Source organism: Prauserella sp. PE36, from assembly GCF_003311655.1.
GTDB lineage: Bacteria > Actinomycetota > Actinomycetes > Mycobacteriales > Pseudonocardiaceae > Prauserella_A > Prauserella_A endophytica.
On the sequence record NZ_QEQT01000086.1, the window covers coordinates 97,304 to 114,296 of the forward strand.

The 16,993-nt window shown below is 68.9% G+C and carries 20 protein-coding genes; 12 read left to right on the forward strand and 8 right to left on the reverse strand.

Annotated elements, in window-relative coordinates; translation table 11 throughout:
* Window positions 1-4: 4 nt before the first annotated feature.
* Together ehuA and DI005_RS25200 are read left to right on the forward strand one after the other, a co-directional pair.
* Window positions 5-790: an ectoine/hydroxyectoine ABC transporter ATP-binding protein EhuA gene (gene ehuA / locus DI005_RS25195; RefSeq protein ID WP_112271183.1), complete on the forward strand. Its 786-nt coding sequence runs from the start codon at window positions 5-7 to the stop codon at window positions 788-790.
* Between the two features lie 32 nt (window positions 791-822).
* Window positions 823-1,596, forward strand: coding sequence for an enoyl-CoA hydratase-related protein (locus DI005_RS25200; protein WP_112271185.1), 774 nt, complete (start codon window positions 823-825; stop codon window positions 1,594-1,596).
* 94 nt (window positions 1,597-1,690) lie between these two features.
* Here DI005_RS25200 and DI005_RS25205 read toward each other — a convergent pair whose 3' ends face one another.
* The gene (locus DI005_RS25205) at window positions 1,691-2,230 is read right to left on the reverse strand and encodes an NUDIX hydrolase (RefSeq protein WP_113643847.1); all 540 of its coding nucleotides are present in this window, start codon (window positions 2,228-2,230) and stop codon (window positions 1,691-1,693) included.
* A gap of 88 nt (window positions 2,231-2,318) precedes the next feature.
* Between DI005_RS25205 and nucS the strand changes: the two genes are divergently transcribed.
* The gene (nucS, locus tag DI005_RS25210; protein WP_112271187.1) at window positions 2,319-2,978 is read left to right on the forward strand and encodes an endonuclease NucS; all 660 of its coding nucleotides are present in this window, start codon (window positions 2,319-2,321) and stop codon (window positions 2,976-2,978) included.
* On the opposite strand, the gene DI005_RS25215 is transcribed toward nucS, so the two are convergent.
* Both DI005_RS25215 and DI005_RS25220 read right to left on the reverse strand, forming a co-directional pair.
* A complete protein-coding gene (locus DI005_RS25215) occupies window positions 2,930-4,228 on the reverse strand; it encodes a site-specific integrase (protein ID WP_113643807.1) in 1,299 nt (432 codons plus the stop codon). The genes nucS and DI005_RS25215 overlap by 49 nt on opposite strands.
* Window positions 4,215-4,688, reverse strand: coding sequence for a helix-turn-helix domain-containing protein (locus DI005_RS25220; protein WP_158559900.1), 474 nt, complete (start codon window positions 4,686-4,688; stop codon window positions 4,215-4,217). Before DI005_RS25220 ends, DI005_RS25215 begins: the two co-directional genes overlap by 14 nt.
* A gap of 100 nt (window positions 4,689-4,788) precedes the next feature.
* Between DI005_RS25220 and DI005_RS25225 the strand changes: the two genes are divergently transcribed.
* From DI005_RS25225 to DI005_RS25250, 6 genes are all read left to right on the forward strand, one after another.
* Window positions 4,789-4,995, forward strand: coding sequence for an AlpA family transcriptional regulator (locus DI005_RS25225; RefSeq protein ID WP_113643811.1), 207 nt, complete (start codon window positions 4,789-4,791; stop codon window positions 4,993-4,995).
* Window positions 4,996-5,313: 318 nt separating this feature from the next.
* Complete coding sequence (locus tag DI005_RS25230) at window positions 5,314-5,646, forward strand: hypothetical protein (RefSeq protein ID WP_113643813.1); 333 nt, start codon at window positions 5,314-5,316, stop codon at window positions 5,644-5,646.
* Window positions 5,643-7,082 carry an AAA family ATPase gene (locus DI005_RS25235; RefSeq protein ID WP_233520310.1) on the forward strand — a complete coding sequence of 480 codons (1,440 nt, stop codon included), beginning with the start codon at window positions 5,643-5,645 and terminating at the stop codon, window positions 7,080-7,082. The genes DI005_RS25230 and DI005_RS25235 overlap by 4 nt, the downstream gene beginning before the upstream one ends.
* On the forward strand, window positions 7,079-7,342 hold the full coding sequence (locus DI005_RS25240; protein WP_113643815.1) for a hypothetical protein: 264 nt from the start codon (window positions 7,079-7,081) through the stop codon (window positions 7,340-7,342). Before DI005_RS25235 ends, DI005_RS25240 begins: the two co-directional genes overlap by 4 nt.
* Window positions 7,343-7,493: 151 nt before the next feature.
* Window positions 7,494-7,919 carry a hypothetical protein gene (locus DI005_RS25245; protein WP_113643816.1) on the forward strand — a complete coding sequence of 142 codons (426 nt, stop codon included), beginning with the start codon at window positions 7,494-7,496 and terminating at the stop codon, window positions 7,917-7,919.
* 18 nt (window positions 7,920-7,937) lie between these two features.
* Entirely contained in the window at window positions 7,938-8,696 is a 759-nt protein-coding gene (locus tag DI005_RS25250; RefSeq protein ID WP_113643817.1) for a hypothetical protein, read from the forward strand.
* Between the two features lie 488 nt (window positions 8,697-9,184).
* Here the strand turns inward: DI005_RS25250 and DI005_RS25255 are convergent, their stop codons facing one another.
* From DI005_RS25255 to DI005_RS25275, 5 genes are all read right to left on the reverse strand, one after another.
* A complete protein-coding gene (locus tag DI005_RS25255) occupies window positions 9,185-9,709 on the reverse strand; it encodes a phosphoribosylamine--glycine ligase (RefSeq protein WP_113643818.1) in 525 nt (174 codons plus the stop codon).
* Between the two features lie 108 nt (window positions 9,710-9,817).
* Window positions 9,818-11,947 (reverse strand): FtsK/SpoIIIE domain-containing protein, encoded by a 2,130-nt coding sequence (locus tag DI005_RS25260; protein WP_113643820.1) that lies wholly within the window; start codon window positions 11,945-11,947, stop codon window positions 9,818-9,820.
* Complete coding sequence (locus tag DI005_RS25265; RefSeq protein ID WP_113643822.1) at window positions 11,944-12,606, reverse strand: DUF2637 domain-containing protein; 663 nt, start codon at window positions 12,604-12,606, stop codon at window positions 11,944-11,946. Before DI005_RS25265 ends, DI005_RS25260 begins: the two co-directional genes overlap by 4 nt.
* The gene (locus tag DI005_RS25270) at window positions 12,603-12,956 is read right to left on the reverse strand and encodes a hypothetical protein (protein ID WP_113643824.1); all 354 of its coding nucleotides are present in this window, start codon (window positions 12,954-12,956) and stop codon (window positions 12,603-12,605) included. The genes DI005_RS25265 and DI005_RS25270 overlap by 4 nt, the downstream gene beginning before the upstream one ends.
* A complete protein-coding gene (locus DI005_RS25275) occupies window positions 12,953-13,240 on the reverse strand; it encodes a hypothetical protein (protein ID WP_113643826.1) in 288 nt (95 codons plus the stop codon). The genes DI005_RS25270 and DI005_RS25275 overlap by 4 nt, the downstream gene beginning before the upstream one ends.
* A 366-nt stretch (window positions 13,241-13,606) precedes the next feature.
* Between DI005_RS25275 and DI005_RS25280 the strand changes: the two genes are divergently transcribed.
* The 3 genes from DI005_RS25280 (at window position 13,607) to DI005_RS25295 (ending at window position 16,930) form a co-directional block, all read left to right on the forward strand.
* The gene (locus DI005_RS25280) at window positions 13,607-15,307 is read left to right on the forward strand and encodes a sodium:solute symporter family protein (RefSeq protein WP_112271188.1); all 1,701 of its coding nucleotides are present in this window, start codon (window positions 13,607-13,609) and stop codon (window positions 15,305-15,307) included.
* A gap of 12 nt (window positions 15,308-15,319) precedes the next feature.
* Complete coding sequence (locus DI005_RS25285) at window positions 15,320-15,592, forward strand: hypothetical protein (protein WP_113643828.1); 273 nt, start codon at window positions 15,320-15,322, stop codon at window positions 15,590-15,592.
* Window positions 15,593-15,937: 345 nt separating this feature from the next.
* Window positions 15,938-16,930, forward strand: coding sequence for a hypothetical protein (locus DI005_RS25295; RefSeq protein WP_113643830.1), 993 nt, complete (start codon window positions 15,938-15,940; stop codon window positions 16,928-16,930).
* Window positions 16,931-16,993: the final 63 nt, after the last annotated feature.

Consider the following 16,993-nt stretch of genomic DNA (forward strand, 5'->3'; position numbering starts at 1 on the left):
GACCTTGACCACCACCAACGGTGAGTTCATCACCTTCGACGGGGTGCACAAGAGCTTCGGCAAGAACGTGGTGCTCGACGACCTGTCCTTCTCGGTCGGCGAGGGCGAGCGGGTGACGCTCATCGGGCCGAGTGGCTCGGGCAAGACCACGATCCTGCGGATGCTGATGACGCTGACGCGGCCCGACCGCGGCACGATCGGCGTCGACGGCGACTACCTCTACCACGAGAAGCGCGGTGACCAGCTCGTCCCGGCGAGCGACGCGCACATCCGCAAGGTGCGCAGCCGGATCACGATGGTGTTCCAGCACTTCAACCTGTTCCCCAACATGAAGGTGCTGCGCAACGTCACCGAGGCGCCGATCCACGTGCTCGGCAAGCCGAAGGACGAGGCCGAGGCCAGGGGCAAGGAACTGCTCGAGCTCGTCGGCCTCGGTGACAAGCTCGACGCGCACCCGTCGCAGCTCTCTGGTGGACAGCAGCAGCGCGTGGCGATCGCGCGGGCGCTGGCCGTCGACCCGGACGTGCTGCTGCTCGACGAGGTCACCTCGGCGCTCGACCCCGAGCTCGCGGCCGAGGTGCTCGACGTGCTGCGCGACATCGCGAAGACCACCGACGTGACGATGCTGCTCGTGACCCACGCGATGAAGTTCGCGCGCGACGTCTCGCACCGGGTCCTGATGTTCAACGAGGGCAGGATCATCGAGGACGCCTCGCCCGAACAGCTCTTCAACGAACCCGAACACGAACGCACAAAGAGCTTCCTGCGTTCTGTCATCGACGAGACCTGACGAACGGGGCCGAACGGCGTTACGGTCAGGGGATGGGCGAGTACGAGCATCTCCTGGTCAAGCGAGAGGGTGACACGGTCACCATCACGATGAACCGTGCGTCGCGGCGCAACTCCCTGTCCGAGGGGCATCTCAGGGAACTGCTGGCGGCCTTCGAGGAGGCGGGTGCGTCCGACGCGACCGGCATCGTCCTCGCGGGCGCCGGGCCGGTGTTCTCCGCGGGCCACGACTTCGGTGACGTCGCCGCGCGCGACCTCATGGGTGTGCGCGAGCTGCTGCGGGTGTGCACGGACCTGATGCGGACCATGCACGCGGTGCCGCAGGTGGTGATCGCTCGCGTGCACGGCCTCGCGACGGCGGCGGGCTGCCAGCTCGTGGCGTCGTGCGACCTCGCGGTGGCCGCCGAGTCGGCCGGCTTCGCGCTGCCGGGCGGCAAGGGCGGCTGGTTCTGTCACACCCCCGCGGTGCCGGTCGCGCGCTCGGTGGGCCGCAAGCGGCTGATGGAGCTGGCGCTGACGGGCGACGTGGTGGACGCGGCGACGGCGTTGGACTGGGGCCTGGTCAACCGCGTGGTGCCCGATGCCGAGCTGGACGACGCCGTCGCGGAGCTGCTCGGGCGCGCGACGCGGGGGAGCCGGGCGGCGAAGGCGATGGGCAAGCAGACGCTCTACGCCCAGCTCGACCGGCCCGAGGACGACGCCTACGCCATCGCGATCGAGGTGATGGCGAGCGCGTCCCAGCTGCCGGGCGCCCGTGAAGGCATGGCCGCCTTCCTGGAAAAGCGCAAACCCAACTGGCCCGACTGACTGACGCTCCCCAAGGCCACCTTTGTTGCGCTCAACGCAACAAAGGTGGCCTTGGGGGCAGTTTGGTGGGCGCGGTGAACGGTCCCTTCGCGGCTTAGCGGCGCTCGTGGAGGAGCAGGAGGGCGTAGGCGGCCAGCGATTGGGCGTCGGTGATGTCGCCGTTCGCCACCATCTTGTCGAAGTCCGCTCGGGAGAAGGAAGCCGTGCGCATGTCCTGCTCCTCGTGCTCGCGCTCGTGCGGGCCCTCGCGCAGGTCCGTCGCCAGGTAGGCGGTGCCCCGCTGGCTCGACATGCCCGCCGCGACGTCGAGCACGCCGAGCTCCGTCATCGACCCGGCCTCGAGCCCGGTCTCCTCGCGCAGCTCGCGCGCGGCCAGCTCCAGCGGATCGGTGTCGGCCCGGCCGGGCGCGGTGCCCTGAGGGAACTCCCACCGGCGCATCCCGAGCGGGTACCGGAACTGCTCCACCAGGTGCAGGCGGTCGCCGTCGAGCGGGATGACCAAGGCGTAGCGCGGCTTGTCGACGACGCCGTAGATGCCGTCGGAGCCGTCAGGCCTGCGGATGGCGTCCTCGCGGACGGTCATCCAGTCGTTGCGGTACACCTCGCGGCTCGACACGCGCTGTATGGGGTCCACCATCCCAGTCTGCCAAGTCCCTTGATCTTCCTCCGGTGCTCCCACCCGTCACGCCACCCGCGACGCCAGGTCGCCTAATCTCACCCCTGTGCGCTTAGTAATCGCTCGCTGCCAGGTCGACTACGCCGGCCGGCTCACCGCCCACCTGCCCATGGCCACCCGGCTGCTGCTCGTCAAGTCCGACGGTTCCGTGTCGGTGCACTCCGACGACCGCGCCTACAAGCCGCTGAACTGGATGAGTCCGCCGTGCTGGTTGATCGAGGACGGCAACCTCTGGATCGTCGAGAACAAGGCCGGCGAGAAGCTCGTGATCACGATCGAGAACGTGATCGACGAGGTGGAGCACGACCTCGGCGCGGAGCCCGGTCTGGTCAAGGACGGCGTCGAGGCGCACCTGCAGGAGCTGCTGGCCGAGCACATCACGACGCTGGGCGAGGGCTACTCGCTCGTGCGCCGCGAGTATCCGACCGCGATCGGGCCGGTGGACATCCTGGCCCGCGACGAGGGTGGCGCCGCGGTGGCCGTGGAGATCAAGCGGCGTGGCGAGATCGACGGCGTCGAGCAGCTGACGCGCTACCTCGAGCTGCTCAACCGCGACCCGCTGCTGGCTCCCGTGCAGGGCGTGTTCGCCGCGCAGCAGATCAAGCCGCAGGCCCGCACGCTCGCCGAGGACCGCGGCATCCGCTGCGTCACGCTCGACTACGACGCGCTGCGGGGCATCGAGTCCGACGAGTTCCGCCTGTTCTGAACGTCTGTGCTGGTCAAGCCCCCTTCCGCTGCTCCTGGGGCGCACTGGGGGCGCAGTGCGGCGTCAACGGCTGCCCGCGTGCGGCTTTCGCTCTCCGGCATCAGGTGCGTGTAGGTCCGGAGCGTGAACGCCGCGGACGAGTGCCCCAGGTACTCCGACACAGCCTTGATGGACTCACCAGCGTCGAGCAGAACGGATGCGTAGTGGTGCCTGAGTGCGTGACATCCGTTCTCGCGCGAGCTGGGGATGCCAACGCGTTCCTGCGCGGGTTTCCACACCTCCTGGTTGAAGTGATTGCGGTTGCATGCTCGGGACTCCCGTGTGGTCACCACGAGCGGCACCGCTGTGGGGGCGCCGTCCGGCTCCTCCCACGGCAGCGTCACCGTCACGGCTGAGTGTGCCGCCAGGTGCGCGGCGAGCTCATCACGAACCACCGAGGGCAGCGGCACCTGCCGCACCTTCCGCCCCTTCGGCAAGGCGAACACCAGCTTGTTGCCGACGATCTTGACCTGCCGCTGAACTTTCACCCATCCACGGAGGAAGTCCACGTCGTCGGGGGACAGGCCGAACATCTCACCTTGCCGAAGTCCCAGCCCGGCGCCGAGGGTGACGAACGGCCGGTACCGCTCGGGCAGCTGCTCGTGCATCCCGATCACCCACTCGCGCGGCCACGGCGTCACCTTCCGCGGGTCAGGACGGGGCGCGCTGACGCTTGACGAACGGGCGGGGTTCTTCCCAATCAGCCCATCGTCAACGGCGGCATTCAAGATCGCCGACACGTGGGAGAACACAACGCCCCGAGTGCTCGAAGCCAACGGTGAACCACCGGACGTCCGGACGACGGCCAACGACTTCAGCCACGACTGCAACGCCCCGGCCCTGATTTGGTTGAGGGGAGAGTTCCACAGCGGGTACGGCTCGACGTAGCGGCGTAGCCGGCCGCCGATGTTCTCGCGGGTGAGCGCGTCTGTGGTCTGGTCCGCGAGCCACCGTGTCGCGTACGCGCTGAACAGCTCCTTGCCGGCGCGCACGTCGATGTAGGCGCCGGTCAGCTTGTCGGCCTCGACACGGTTCGCGTGAGCGTCCGCGTCGACCTTCTTCGCGAAGCTCTGCTTCCGCTCGTTCCCGGCCGGTTCACGCCACCTCACCAGCCAACGCAGGCCGGTGCCGTACCGGTCAGTGCGTTCCTTTGCTGTGGTTCCGTCCGGGAGCTTCACCGTTCGGTGCCAGCGGTCCTCAATGCTCGCCACTCGCGTCGTCCCCCTTGGCTGCGCGGATGTTGCGCAGTCGCTCCCAGTCTTCTCTTGCTTCAGGCTTCACCAACTGTGGAGGACGTGCGTGCAACTGGAAGTCGAGGAGTGCTCGACCCGTGTTCTCGTCGTCGGGAAGGTCGAGGGGCTGCCATCCGTCCGCCCAGAGCCACATGTCGAACGCCGAAACCTTTCCGACCCCAGGGAGCTCGAACTGTTCGTTGCTCGAGGCTGTGAACGGCATCAGTAGTCGGCTCACGTTCACATTGAGCGCGAGCGCCAGTGCGACGACCTCCAGCGCGCTTGGTGTCCGCGTGCCGTTCTCCATCTTCGTGATGCCCGATGGGTGCACGGGCTGGCCCAGTTCGGCGAGTCGGTCAGCGAGCGAACGCACTGTATAGAGGCGCTGCCGTCGAAGGTCGGCAATGTTCTTCTGTAGTGCCGAAGCGAATGTTTCCACATGGCAACAGTGGCACGTCACTTGACAACATGCAACCCCTCACGGAAACTCGCATCAGGCGTTGCCAAGTAACGCGCCATTGATTCCAAGGGGAAACAGCATGCGAGATGTCAGACCAAAGCTCGCCACGCGCGAGGAAGTCGCCGAGTATCTCGGCGTTCCTGCGGCGACCCTCACGCAATGGGCGCACCGGAAGAAGGGGCCAAGATACGTCCGAATCGGACGATATGCCCGCTATTCGTGGGAAGACGTTGAGAGCTGGCTAGCGCAGCAGGCCGTCGGTGGAGCTGAACGGGGGGCTGCCTGATCGTGATGGCCCCGGAAACGCGAAGCGGCGGCCCTGGGCAGAGGGCCGCCGTCGCTGGAGGAAAGAACACCAGATCACCTGATGGCGCCCAGTCTACCGGCCCGGAGCGACAGCTCCGCATCGCAACCTGCGACGTGTACGAGCCGTCCGCTCGCCGTCAGCGGTACCTCGCCCTCGTCGTGCGCTGCCCCCACTGCGGTGGTTCACACCAACACTTCGCCGACGCCCTCGGCGACCTGCTGACCGGTGTCAGGGGCGGATGCGGACGGCGCTACCGGCTTCGCTGCACCCGTCTGTTCAACGCTGGGGGTGTGCGTCATGGCTGACGAACACGACGTCGTGGTGCTCACCCGCTCCGAGTACGCCGCGCTCTACACCGACGCCGCGACCTGGCGCGAGCTGTGGGCCTCCGAACACGTCCGTGACCTGCTCGCCGAGTGGCGAGAGTGGCGCGAGCGGCGCGACCTGTCGGCGAGCACCGCCGATATGGCCGCGCTCGTCGACTGGCGGGCCGTCGCGGCGGCGCCGACGTACGCCGAGCTTCAGAGGCGACGGAACACCTTCGACAGCCCGCCGCGGACACCCGAACAGATTCGCGCCCAGGCCCGCTGGTCCTGGCGCGTGTTCATGACCCAGGGGAGGGCCGCGTGACCGAGCCAGGCCAGCCCGTGCGTCGTGTGCGGTCTCAGCCCGTCGCTGAGATCCCGCTCAAGCGGCGCACGTGGCTGTGGGACCAGCGGGTGCCCCTCGGCGAGCTGACGCTTTGGGTCGGGCACGCGGGCATCGGCAAGAGTCAGGCCGCGGTGTGGCTAGCCGCCGAACTGTCCCGCGGCCGTCTGCCCGGCGAGCTCTACGGCGTGCCCTCGCCCGTGCTGTACCTCGGCACCGAAGACTCCTGGTCCTTCACCCTGGCGCCGCGGTTCGTTGCCTCCGGGGCTGACCTCGACCGCGTGTACCGGCTCTACGCCGAGACCAGCGACGGTGGTGAGGCGATCGTGTCCCTCGCCGTCGACCTCGACGAGCTCCGTGAGGAGATCAAGGGCACTGGCGCAAGGCTGGTGGTGCTGGACGCGTTGCTGTCCACCATGTCCGGGGCGAGCGACCTCGTGAAGCAGGGTGTGGTGCGTCGCTACCTCGAGCCCGTTTCCCGGCTGGCGCAGGAACTCAACATCGCCGTTGTGGGTGTCGCCCACTTCCGCAAGAGCGCCGGCGCGGACCCGCTGCACATGATCAGCGGCTCCGCCGAGTTCGGGCAGGTCGTGCGCTCCGCCATCGGATTCGCCCGTGACCGCGACGCCGACGACGACTCGTGCGTGCTGAGCCTCATCAAGACGAACGTGGCCCCTCAGGGCCTGCCGAGCATCCGCTACCGCATCGAGCCCGCGCTTGTCGACACTCCCGAAGGACCCACCGATGTCGGCACCTTCGTGCCGATCGGTGAATCCGACACGCACGTGCGGGACCTCCTTGACCACGAAGCCGCGCCGCCGGTCGACCGGACCGAACGTGACGAGGCTGCCGCGTGGTTGACGGACTACCTCGTAGAGCAAGGCGGATCGGCCCCCCGCAAGGACGTGTTCAAGGCCGGTCGCGGCGCCGGATTCAGCGAAGCCACCTTGAAGCGCGCCAAGGACAAGGCCGGTGTCGGACACGAGTCCAGCGGCTTCCCCCGGACCACCGTGTGGACCCTCGACACAGTCGGCTCACCCGTGACCCAACCGGCCAGTGGTGACACGACTGAGCCAACTGAGCCCACTGGGCATGACCTGCACAAACAGAGCGGATCGCCGGTGCAGTCAGCGCAGTCGGCTCAAGGCCACAGTGCTGAGCCCACTGGGCCGACAGACAACAGCGTTCCCCTGTTCCCCACCCCCGCTGTCGGGGACGGGGAACGCTTGTTGCCGGACCTCGCAGAGACCCCGCAGCAGGCCGTGGTGGATCGCCTGGTGAACAGCAGCCTTCGCCTCACCGTTGAGGTAGCCCGGCGCCTCGTAGCCGATGTGTACAGCGGACGCAATCCACCCTCAGATCCCAGCACGGCCTACCACCGAATCCTCAAGCAGATCGAGACAAGGGGAACCGCATGAACAACCCGACGCCCAAGCCCAGCGAGCCACTGGTGATCAGCCGGGACGAGATCGCCGCCGAGTTCGCCACCACCCTCACGCCCTGTACCGAGTGCCAGTCTGAGCCAGCGATCGTGGTCAACACCCTGCGGGACACCTTCTCGTGGGACGCCACGTTGCTGCACATGCCCGAGTGCAACGCCATGGACGACATCCGGGTAGCCCGCACCAGCCCGCCGCACCTTCGGTTGCTGCCCGGCGACAGCGAGGCCAGCCAGTGAAGCTCCCCGAGCCAGCCATCCATGCCCTGGCCGTCGTCGGCGCGTTCACCGTGGCCCTCGTCGTCATCACCATGCTCGCCTTGGCCCTTGCTGGCGCCCAGGACGCCTACGCCCGGCGACGCCGGGCACCCACCCACCGAAAGGAACGCCGATGACCGACCCAGCCGCCCGCATGCGCGCCATCCGCGAAGAAATCACCGGACAGCGCGCCAAGATGCCCCCGCACAACGCCGACGGCACCCACGACGGCGGGATCTCCCGCTTCTACCGCCACGTTGAGGCCGAGCCACAGGAACTCGGCTACGTCGACACCGCGGCTCGCACCTACGGCGGGCCACACGGCGACCAGCCACACGAAACCGTCGACTTCTACAACGCCGCCGCCCAGGCCAGCACCCCGGCGCACACCGAGCCGCCGCGGACACAGAACCCGAAACCCGACCCGTCCCAAGGCGGACGGAGCGGAGGAGGCAACGGAGACAGCCCCGAAATGGCCGCAAAGCAGGGCCGCACCCGCGACGCGCTGACCATGCTCAACCAGCGGATCCCCCGCTACGACGGCCCCTCGCTCCGCTAACAACAGGAGGTACACCACATGTCCAGCCCCACCGTGGAACAGCTCGCCGAAGTCGAGCAGCGCTACCAGGAACTCAAGGCGCGGGCCGAAGCCGAGCAGGCCGAACGCGCACGGCGTGAAGCCGAACGGCAGGCCGAACGCGCGCGGCTCACCCCTGAGTTCTGGGCCGAGCAGCGTCACACCTTCCTCGACCGGCACCGCGGCCAGGTCGAGTCCGCGTGGCGCGACTTCGAGACCGCCGTGCGCGCCGGACAGCCGGGCGTAGCCGAGTGGACCGCATACCGCAGTGCCGTGAAGTGGCGGCACCTCGACAAGCTCACCATCGACACCTACTTCGTGCGCGAGGCCGGGCAGGCCTACGAGCAGCGCGCCACCGACGCCCAACGGCTGCAGGCCGTCCTGCGACGCTGCCTCACCCCCCACGGGGACAAGCGCGTCGCCGACAACATGGGCATGGAGCTACAGGACTTCCGGCAGATGCGGGACGAGGCCACCAAGGAAGCCTCACGCCTGCTCGGTCGCGAGTTCGCCAGCGAGCACAAGGGCGTGCTGGCCGCCCTCCACGCGCTACCTGACTACGTCGGCACCCGACCGGCGACGGCCGGCCTCGCCAGCTTCGCCGAACAGAACCCGGCGCCACACGGTGCACGCACCTACGCCGAAGCCGTCAGCCAGGTCACCGAACAGCAGGCGCGCGAGGCAGTCCAACAGCAGCAGGACCAACGACAAGCCGCGCTCGCCGATTGGCTCAACGAGCGAGTACCGCAAGTCGGCTGACTCCCCAGGCGAAACATCGCATCGCCCGGGTTGAGCGCGAGGCGACCGATCCCTCCAGGTTGCGGGGGTCGGTCGCCTCAGCGTCATCCCCCTGGGGGGAAACCCCCCAAGTGGGCCAGGGAGGGACCGCCGGAGAGGTTTCCGGCCAGCTCCGCAACTGAAAGGGTTTGCGCGGGCGCAACGGCGTTGCAGTACGAAAAGTCTGAACCCTCCGCACCTTCGAGAGACCTCCCCGGCGGTCCAGGTGGGTAGGGGTATGGGGGGTATGGCCCCAGGGGGTGTAGGTCTTGCCGTCCAGGCCGACCACGTTGGACGGTTCTGCATCTTGCTCAACCTGACGTGATGCATTTGCATCACGTGCTTGTCGCTGGTCCCGGACGACGGTCGCCTGATCGACTCCAGTGGCCGATGCGATAGCCCGCGTGGACAGCCCTGCCTCGCGCAGGGACCAGGACGTCTCGTAGAGATGTCTTCCACGGGGGTGGCGACTAGGCGACGATGATTCTGGTCGGAGTGGCAACTCTCTTGCCGGTGCCCAGAGTGACGGCCATGTCTACCTCTCGCGCTCCCTTCGCAATGACCTGCCCGGCGTGCACAAGCGCACGTACGCTCTGCATCTCGATGTACCAGGTCGCGCGCTCGCCGGGTTGCAGTCGGTGTGGTAGTTGCGGTCCCATGTGGTCCCGGATCGGCCCGAAGGCAGTGCCGGTTCCCTTGAGCCGTGCCTCATAGCTCGTGATGGTCACCGCGGCACGGCCCACGTTCGCGACCTCAAGGGCGAGGACTTCGGGGCCGTTCCCGCCCTGTGCTCGGACCGGGGCGATGTCGTTGGGTTTGCCGTCGCGCTGGACGTCGCCGACAACCGCAGCGGTCCCGTTCCAGCCGATGACCCCATGGCGGAGTTTGGCTTTCACGCGCCCCCCGGATAGCAACCAGGAGGCGATCTGCCAGCCGAGGGACATTGCGGCGAGGACGAGCCCGGCTAGGCCGGTGACGAACGCTGTGAGCGTCATGCGACCTATCCAAGCATCCGCGGACGAGCCTGCGGTTGGCCTTGGCGGGCCGCTAGCCGCTAGGTCGCTGGTCAGCGGCCCGCCAGGGGTCTAGGTGGGGGGATAGGTCTAGCCCTGTTCGCCGCTAGTGAGTGCGTCGAGTGCGTAGCCCTTGCGGTTGCTGCCGGTGCCGTCGTCGCTGGTGGCCCACACCTGTGTGGGGCGCACCCCGAACGGGCGCAGCGCGGCGGCGAGCTGCTCGGCGGTCCAGCCGGTGTAGACCTCGGGGCGGAGCTGGGCGAGGCGTTCCAGGACGGTGGTGGTCCACAGCTTCGGCTCGTCGCCGAACACGGCCCGCACGTCGTCGAGCACGTTGACCACGTGCCGTTCCTCGCCGACCGCGGCGCCAGTGAGGGTGCCGGCCTGCTCGCGCAGCAACCGGGCCACCTGCACGGCGCGCTTGGTGTCCTCGCCGTCGACGTAGTAGCCGCGGGCGATCTGCGGTTCGTCGGAGGCGCCGACGAGCCAGCCGACGCCCTTGTCGGACGGGCGGAGCATGGTGGCGCGGATGCCGTTCCGGTAGGCCGAGGTGCCGAGGATCATGTCGTTCTCGAGCTGCCCGGCGACGCGCAGGCAGTACCGGATGCCGACGTTGGCGCTGATCGACGTGGGCAGGCTGTCCTTGTCCGGGCGCTGGGTGGCGAGCGCGAGCATGATGCCGAGTGCCCGGCCGCGCTTGATGATCGCCGTGGCGAGCGTGGCGGCGTCCTTGCCGTAGACGGGATGGGCGAACAGCTCCTGACACTCGTCGACGACGAACAGCAGCGGGCGCAGCTCGGGGACCTCGGCGGCCAGCCGCGGCGTGACCTTGTTCTCGGGTGCGCGCCCGGCTTTGGCGAGCCGTTTGAGCGTGCGGGCGCGTGTCTCCAGCTCGGCGTAGACCTCGCGCATGGACGCGACGCACTCGGCGGCGGTCTCGTCGTCGGCGCCGGACCCGAAGTGGTGCGCCACCGCCTCCAGCGGATCGAGGTCACCGGAGCCCTTGAGTTCGAAGATGCGCAGTTCGCACAGCGGGTCGAACGCGGCACCGAGGACCAGTACGCGCAGGGCGAACGTCTTGCCCGCACCGGGAAGCGCGCCGATGAGCACGTTGGAGTACATGAGGTCCACGCCCACGGCGCGGCCGCGCTGGTCGGTGCCGAACGGCAGGGCCGCGAACACGCTGTGCGGCTTGCCCGTCTTGAGCAGCGGCCACGGCGTCGGCTTGGCCTTGGCCATGTCCTGATCACCGCACCAGATCACCAGGCGCCCGGCGTGCTGCTCGGCGACCGGTTCGGGCCACACCGCGCCCAGGGGGCGCCGTAGCCCGGCGGAGAGCCGGTCACGGCGTTCGATGACGTCGGATGCGGTGACGCCGTACGGGAGGTCGACCTCGGCTCGCCAGCCGGGGCCGTGCCGCTGGATCGGCGCGGGGAAGGTGATCCGGGCGCCCTTCGCGGTCATCGCGGCGATACCGAGGGAGGACAACGCGCGCTCGACCTGCTCGGAGGTGAGCCGTTCGTAGCGTTCCACGACCACGGCGTGCCCGGTCACGGGCCGGTCCTTCGGCGCACCGAGCACACCCAGCGCTGTCACGGTACCCGCGGTCATGAGCGCGGTGACCCAGCCGGGGCCGAGGAGCACCACCAGGACACCGCCCACGGTGACCAGGGCGACCACGAGGGCGGCCACGATCGCCCGGTGCTTGACGTGCTCGCCGTGCTGGCGATCCAGCCGCATGTAGGTGTCGGCGTCGGATCGGCGCACCGCGTCGAGACGCACCTGGTGCGACTCGGTGTCGAACACCCACCGGCCACCAGCCACCAGGATCTTCACCAGCCCAACCGGGGACCAGGCCACCAGCTTCGCGGCGTACAGCGGCACCCGCACCAGGTGGTAGGCCAGCACGTGCCCGGCGTGCCCGGCGGCCCACCGCGCCACTTCCTTGGCCTCGTCGGTGGAGTGCATCCACGTGGGCAGCACCGGGCGCCGCTCCACTCGTTTGGCGCGCAACCGGGCGGGGGCCTGCTCGGCGGTGTCGACGGGCTGGGGTTCCTCGATCAGCTCGCCGTCCAGCACCGGTACGGCCTGCTCAACCTCGCCCGGCTCGTCGGCGGGCGCGGGGGTGGCGCCGCGGAACGGCACCACCTCGCCCGCCTCGTCGTCTCGGTCCCGGTTGCCTTGCCGGGACCGATCGCGTTCGATGCGCTCGGCGGTCATCGGGCCTCACCCCCAGCCACGCGCAGGGACGGGCGTCGCTCGGACTCGAGCTGGCGCAGCAGCCCACGCGCCTGGTTCTCGCTGATGCCCAGCTCCCGCGCCAGGCGACCCCGCCCGACCTTCACACCCTCGGCGTCACCAGCGGCCACCAGGTACCGCGCCCGGTCCACCAGGTCACTTCCGCCCGGTGCCGGACGGAAGTTGCCGGGGTGGCCAGACGTCTCGCCAGAGAACGGTTCGCCCTTGCAAGGGCTAACCGCGGGAGTGAAGGCCGCCGTCCGCGCTGCCAGGGCGGCCAGGTGCGCCACCGCCCCGAGCACGGCTGGAGGCACCGCGGCCACCGCGACCACCGCCCACCACGGTGGCGTCACCTGGTAGGCCACCAGGGCGTGGCTGGTGGCGTTCCCGGCCACCGACAGTCCGATCATCGTCAACGCCAGCGTGCGGGCGAACCGCCGGGCAGCGCCCGGTGCGTCACCTGCCAGCCACAGCCGCGTGGCCACCAGCGCGGCCGCGTCGAACGTGACCGGCAGCAGCCACGCCAGCCCTGCCGGGGTACCCGCCAGCACCGCGAGCTGCCGGAGCGCGTCGAACGACAGCACCGCAGCCGCGCCGGCCACCACGGCCAGCCCGGCCCATGTGATCCACGAACGTCTCATCGGGTCACCTCCGGGCAGTACAGGCCCGCGGTGACCGTGGCGACATGCAGCACGATCACGAGCACCAGGAGCACGGCCAGCGCGATGGCGAGCACCAGATAGCCACGCCGAGGGGTGGGTGCCGGGGGACGGTTGAGGGCGCCGGGGAGCGTCAGCCGGTCGTCAGGCCACGGCTCGCCGTAGCGGCCCCCGGTGAAGCGCCACAGCGCGTCCAAGGCACCGGTGAGGGCGTCCAGACCGCCCTCGTCGTAGCGGTCCCCGGTCTGGTCCAGCGCCAGACTGTGCTCGTCGCGCTCCTCGCGCAACGTGCGCTCCAGCATCCCAAGCTGGGGGTACGGCTCGGCGGTCATCGGGAACCACCACCACGCACGATGCGGAGCTGCCCGCGGCGGGCGGTACGCCGCGTGGGGGAGCCGGGGATCACGCGCAACGGCGGCCGCATGCCGAGGTAGGCCTCGGCTGCCCGCAGCTCGGTCTCACGGTGGTGGCGGATCAGCGTCCGGGCCACCTCGTCGCGCGCATCGAGCCGGGCATGCACCTCGGCAAGCTGACGGCCCACTCTCTCGGTCGCTTCGAGCGTGGTGCTCAGCAGCACGCGGATCTCGCCCAGGCCCTGGGCAGTAGTGTCATTCAACGGGTCCACTCCTTGTCAGTGGATCAAGGCCCTCGGTTGGTGTTCGCGCACCGCCGGGGGCCGCCTTGTTCTGTTGGCTCCTGGGGCGCACTGGGGGCGCGCCAGGCTGTAAGCGGCTAGAAGTTGTTGGAAGTAGCTAGAAGCTGTTTGAGCAGGTCAGCAGCCATCTGGTCGCGTTCGCGCTGGTAGCGCGTTCGCCGACATCAGTTCCGCCTGTTCTGACCTCCGCGACGGCTGTCACCAAGTCACCAACACGTGCCGATTTGCCGTGTGCCATTCACCCGCGGGAAATCGTGCGGTAATGTGCGCCCGCAGGTTGATCCCTGATGAGTGTTGTTGACTAGTGTTGATTCCGGAGGTGGGCTGGTGACCGTCCTTGCCCAGGCGGATCTGAGGCTCGATGCGAACGCGATCGACTACTTACTGCTGGCCTTCTACTTCTTGCTGGTCCTCGGAATCGGCTATCTGTCGCGAAGGCAGGTGTCCACCAGCCTCGACTTCTTCCTGTCCGGCAGGTCGCTGCCGGCGTGGGTGACCGGGCTCGCGTTCATCGCTGCCAACCTGGGCGCCATCGAGGTCATGGGCATGTCGGCCAACGGTGCCCAGTACGGCATGCCGACCGCGCACTACTTCTGGATCGGCGCGGTGCCGGCCATGCTTTTCCTCGGCATCGTGATGATGCCGTTCTACTACGGATCCAAGGTGCGCAGCGTTCCCGAGTTCATGCTGCGCCGCTTCGGCAAGCCCGCGCACCTCGTCAACGGCATCAGCTTCGCGCTCGCGCAGATCCTGATCGCCGGGGCGAACCTGTTCCTGCTCGCGAGCGTGGTCAACCTGCTGCTGGGATGGCCCATCTGGGTGTCGATCATCCTCGCCGCCGTGATCGTGCTGTCCTACACGGCGCTCGGCGGTCTCTCGGCCGCGATCTACAACGAGGTGCTCCAGTTCTTCGTGATCGTGGCCGCGCTGCTGCCGCTCACGATCGTCGGCCTCTACAAGGTCGGCGGGTGGGAAGGCCTCGTCGACAGGATCAGCGGCGGCCCCGGCGGCGCCGAGCAGCTCGACTCGTGGCCCGGCAACCAGCTCACCGGTTTCGGCAGCAACTTCCTGTCGGTGCTGGGCCTCGTCTTCGGCCTCGGCTTCGTGCTCTCCTTTGGTTACTGGACCACGAACTTCGTCGAGGTCCAGCGCGCGATGGCGTCCAAGAGCATGTCGGCCGCGCGGCGCACCCCGATCATCGGCGCGTTCCCGAAGATCTTCATCCCGTTCATCGTGATCATCCCGGGCATGATCGCGGGCGTCACCGTCACCGAGCTGGCGGGAGAGAACAAGGAAGCACTGCTGAACGGTGACGCCGCGCCGAGCGGGGCGACGTTCAACGACGCGCTCCTGCTGCTCATGCGCGACCTGCTGCCCAACGGCATGCTCGGCATCGCGATCGCCGGCCTGCTCGCCTCGTTCATGGCCGGCATGGCGGCGAACCTGAGCTCGTTCAACACGGTGTTCACGTACGACATCTGGCAGGCCTACCTCAAGAAGGACCGGCCAGACGACTACTACCTGCGCACCGGCCGCGTGGTGACGGCGGCGGCGACGGTGCTCGCGATCGGCACGGCGTTCATCGCGTCCACCTACAGCAACCTGATGGACTACCTGCAGCAGCTGTTCTCGTTCTTCAACGCGCCGCTGTTCGCCACGTTCATCCTCGGTATGTTCTGGAAGCGCATGACGCCGACCGCGGGCTGGACGGGCCTGGTCAGCGGCACCGCGGCGGCGGTCACGGTGTTCCTGCTCGCCGAGACCGGGGTGTGGGACCTGCCGGGCCAGGGCGCCTCGTTCGTGGGCGCCGGTGCGGCCTTCGTGGTCGACGTCGTGGTGAGTGTCGTGGTGACCTACGCGACGCAGCCCAAGCCCGAGCCGCAGCTCGTCGGCCTGGTCTACTCGCTGACCCCCAAGGAGAACCTGCGGCACTCGACGACGGGTGAGGACGCGGGCTGGTACCGCAACCCGGGCCTGCTCGCCGGGATAGCGCTGGTGATCACCATCGTGCTGAACTTCATCTTCTAGGAGGAGCGGACCATGGCACACGAGTCACGCTCGCGCCGCGCGGGCGTCTTCGACATCCGGCTGATCATCGCGCTGCTCATCGGCGTCTACGGCGCGGTGCTCACCGTGCTCGGTATCGGGTTCACCACCGACGAGGACATCGCCAAGGCCGCGAACGTCAACATCAACCTGTGGGCGGGTCTCGCGATGCTCCTGTTCGCGGGGCTGTTCGTGCTCTGGACCTGGCTGCGGCCGCTGCGCGTGCCCGAGGACGGGCAGGCGATGCAGCACGAGAGCGGGGAGTAGGAACCGGCGCGCGGTCCCCGCGAGTCCCCCGCTCCGGACGGCGAGTCCCCCGCTCTGGATGGCGAGTTGCCCGCTCTGGATGGCGAGTTGCCCGCTCTGGGAGCGCAAGACTCACGAGCGAGAGTGCGCGACTCGCGTGCTGGAGTGGGGGACTCGCGTGCTGGAGTGGGGGACTCGCGTGCTGGAGTGGGGGACTCGCGTGCCGGAGCGGGAGACTCGCGCGCTGGAGCGGGGGACTCGCGCGCTGGAGCGGGGGACTCGCGTGCCGGAGCGGGGGACTCGCGCAGGGGAGTGGAAACCCAGGTTCCGTGCACGGAGCGCGCGCCGTCCGGCTAACGTGCTCTCGTGCTGAATCGTGTCTCGTCGCGTCCGGTGTTCGTGCTCGGCATCGTCCTTCTCGGACTCGCGAGTGGGTGCGCGGGTGAGGACCTCTCCCGCTCGAACTACCAGCGCACCACGGTGACCGCCGAGGCGGGCAGCGGGCAGGGTGGCGTGCCTGCCGGGCCGATCACCGACCCGGCCTTCGGGCTCTCGGCGCTGCGCTCGGTGGACCCGTGCGAGCTGCTCTCGGGCGACGACGTGATCGGCGACCTGGGCACCGTCTCGGACGAGCCGTACGAGTCGGAGTGGGGCTCCTGCCGGGTCGACGTGCAGGACGCCGGCGGCAAGACCGTCGAGGTGGGCGTCGACCTCGGCGCCTCGCCGATGGGCGTGGACCCGACCGGGGCGATCGAGGGCCTGCCGTTCCTCGAGAACAAGCTCGACGACGTCACCTGCTACAGCACCGCGATCTACTCGGAGCAGCCAGCGCTCGGGGTCACGGTGCAGACCGGCTACCAGGGCGGCAACCCTTGCGACGTCGGCTACACGACTCTGCAGAAGGTGGTGCGGGCGCTACGGGCGGAGCCCGCGAAGTACGACGTGCCCGCCGGCTCGCTGCTGGAGGCCGACCCGTGCGCGAGTGCGGACGAGGCCGTGCTCGCCCAGGTGCTCGGCGGCAGCCCGAAGCGGATGGCGATGGGCCTGCACAAGTGCGACCTCTCCTTCGGGGCAGAGCCGACGATCAGCGTGCGGTTCCGCGCGGGCTATCCGCCGGACACCAGTGACGGCGGCACCGAGGTCGACCTCGGCGGCGGGGTGAAGGCCATCCAGGAGCCCGGCAGCACCGACACCGCCGAGTGCAGCGTCGAGTGGGTGCACCGCCCCGGCGAGGACGGAGCGAACGAGCTGGCGACCGTGGACTACTACGACTACAACGACGGGGCGAGCAAGGACGACGCCTGCAGCCGTGCGCTGGAGGTCGCCAAGAGCGTCGCCCCCAAGCTCCCGACCGCTTAGCTCTTCCGGGTCTTTCGCCACTTGGCGTCAACCGGCCCCCGGCAAGTAGGTTGAACCTGCTAC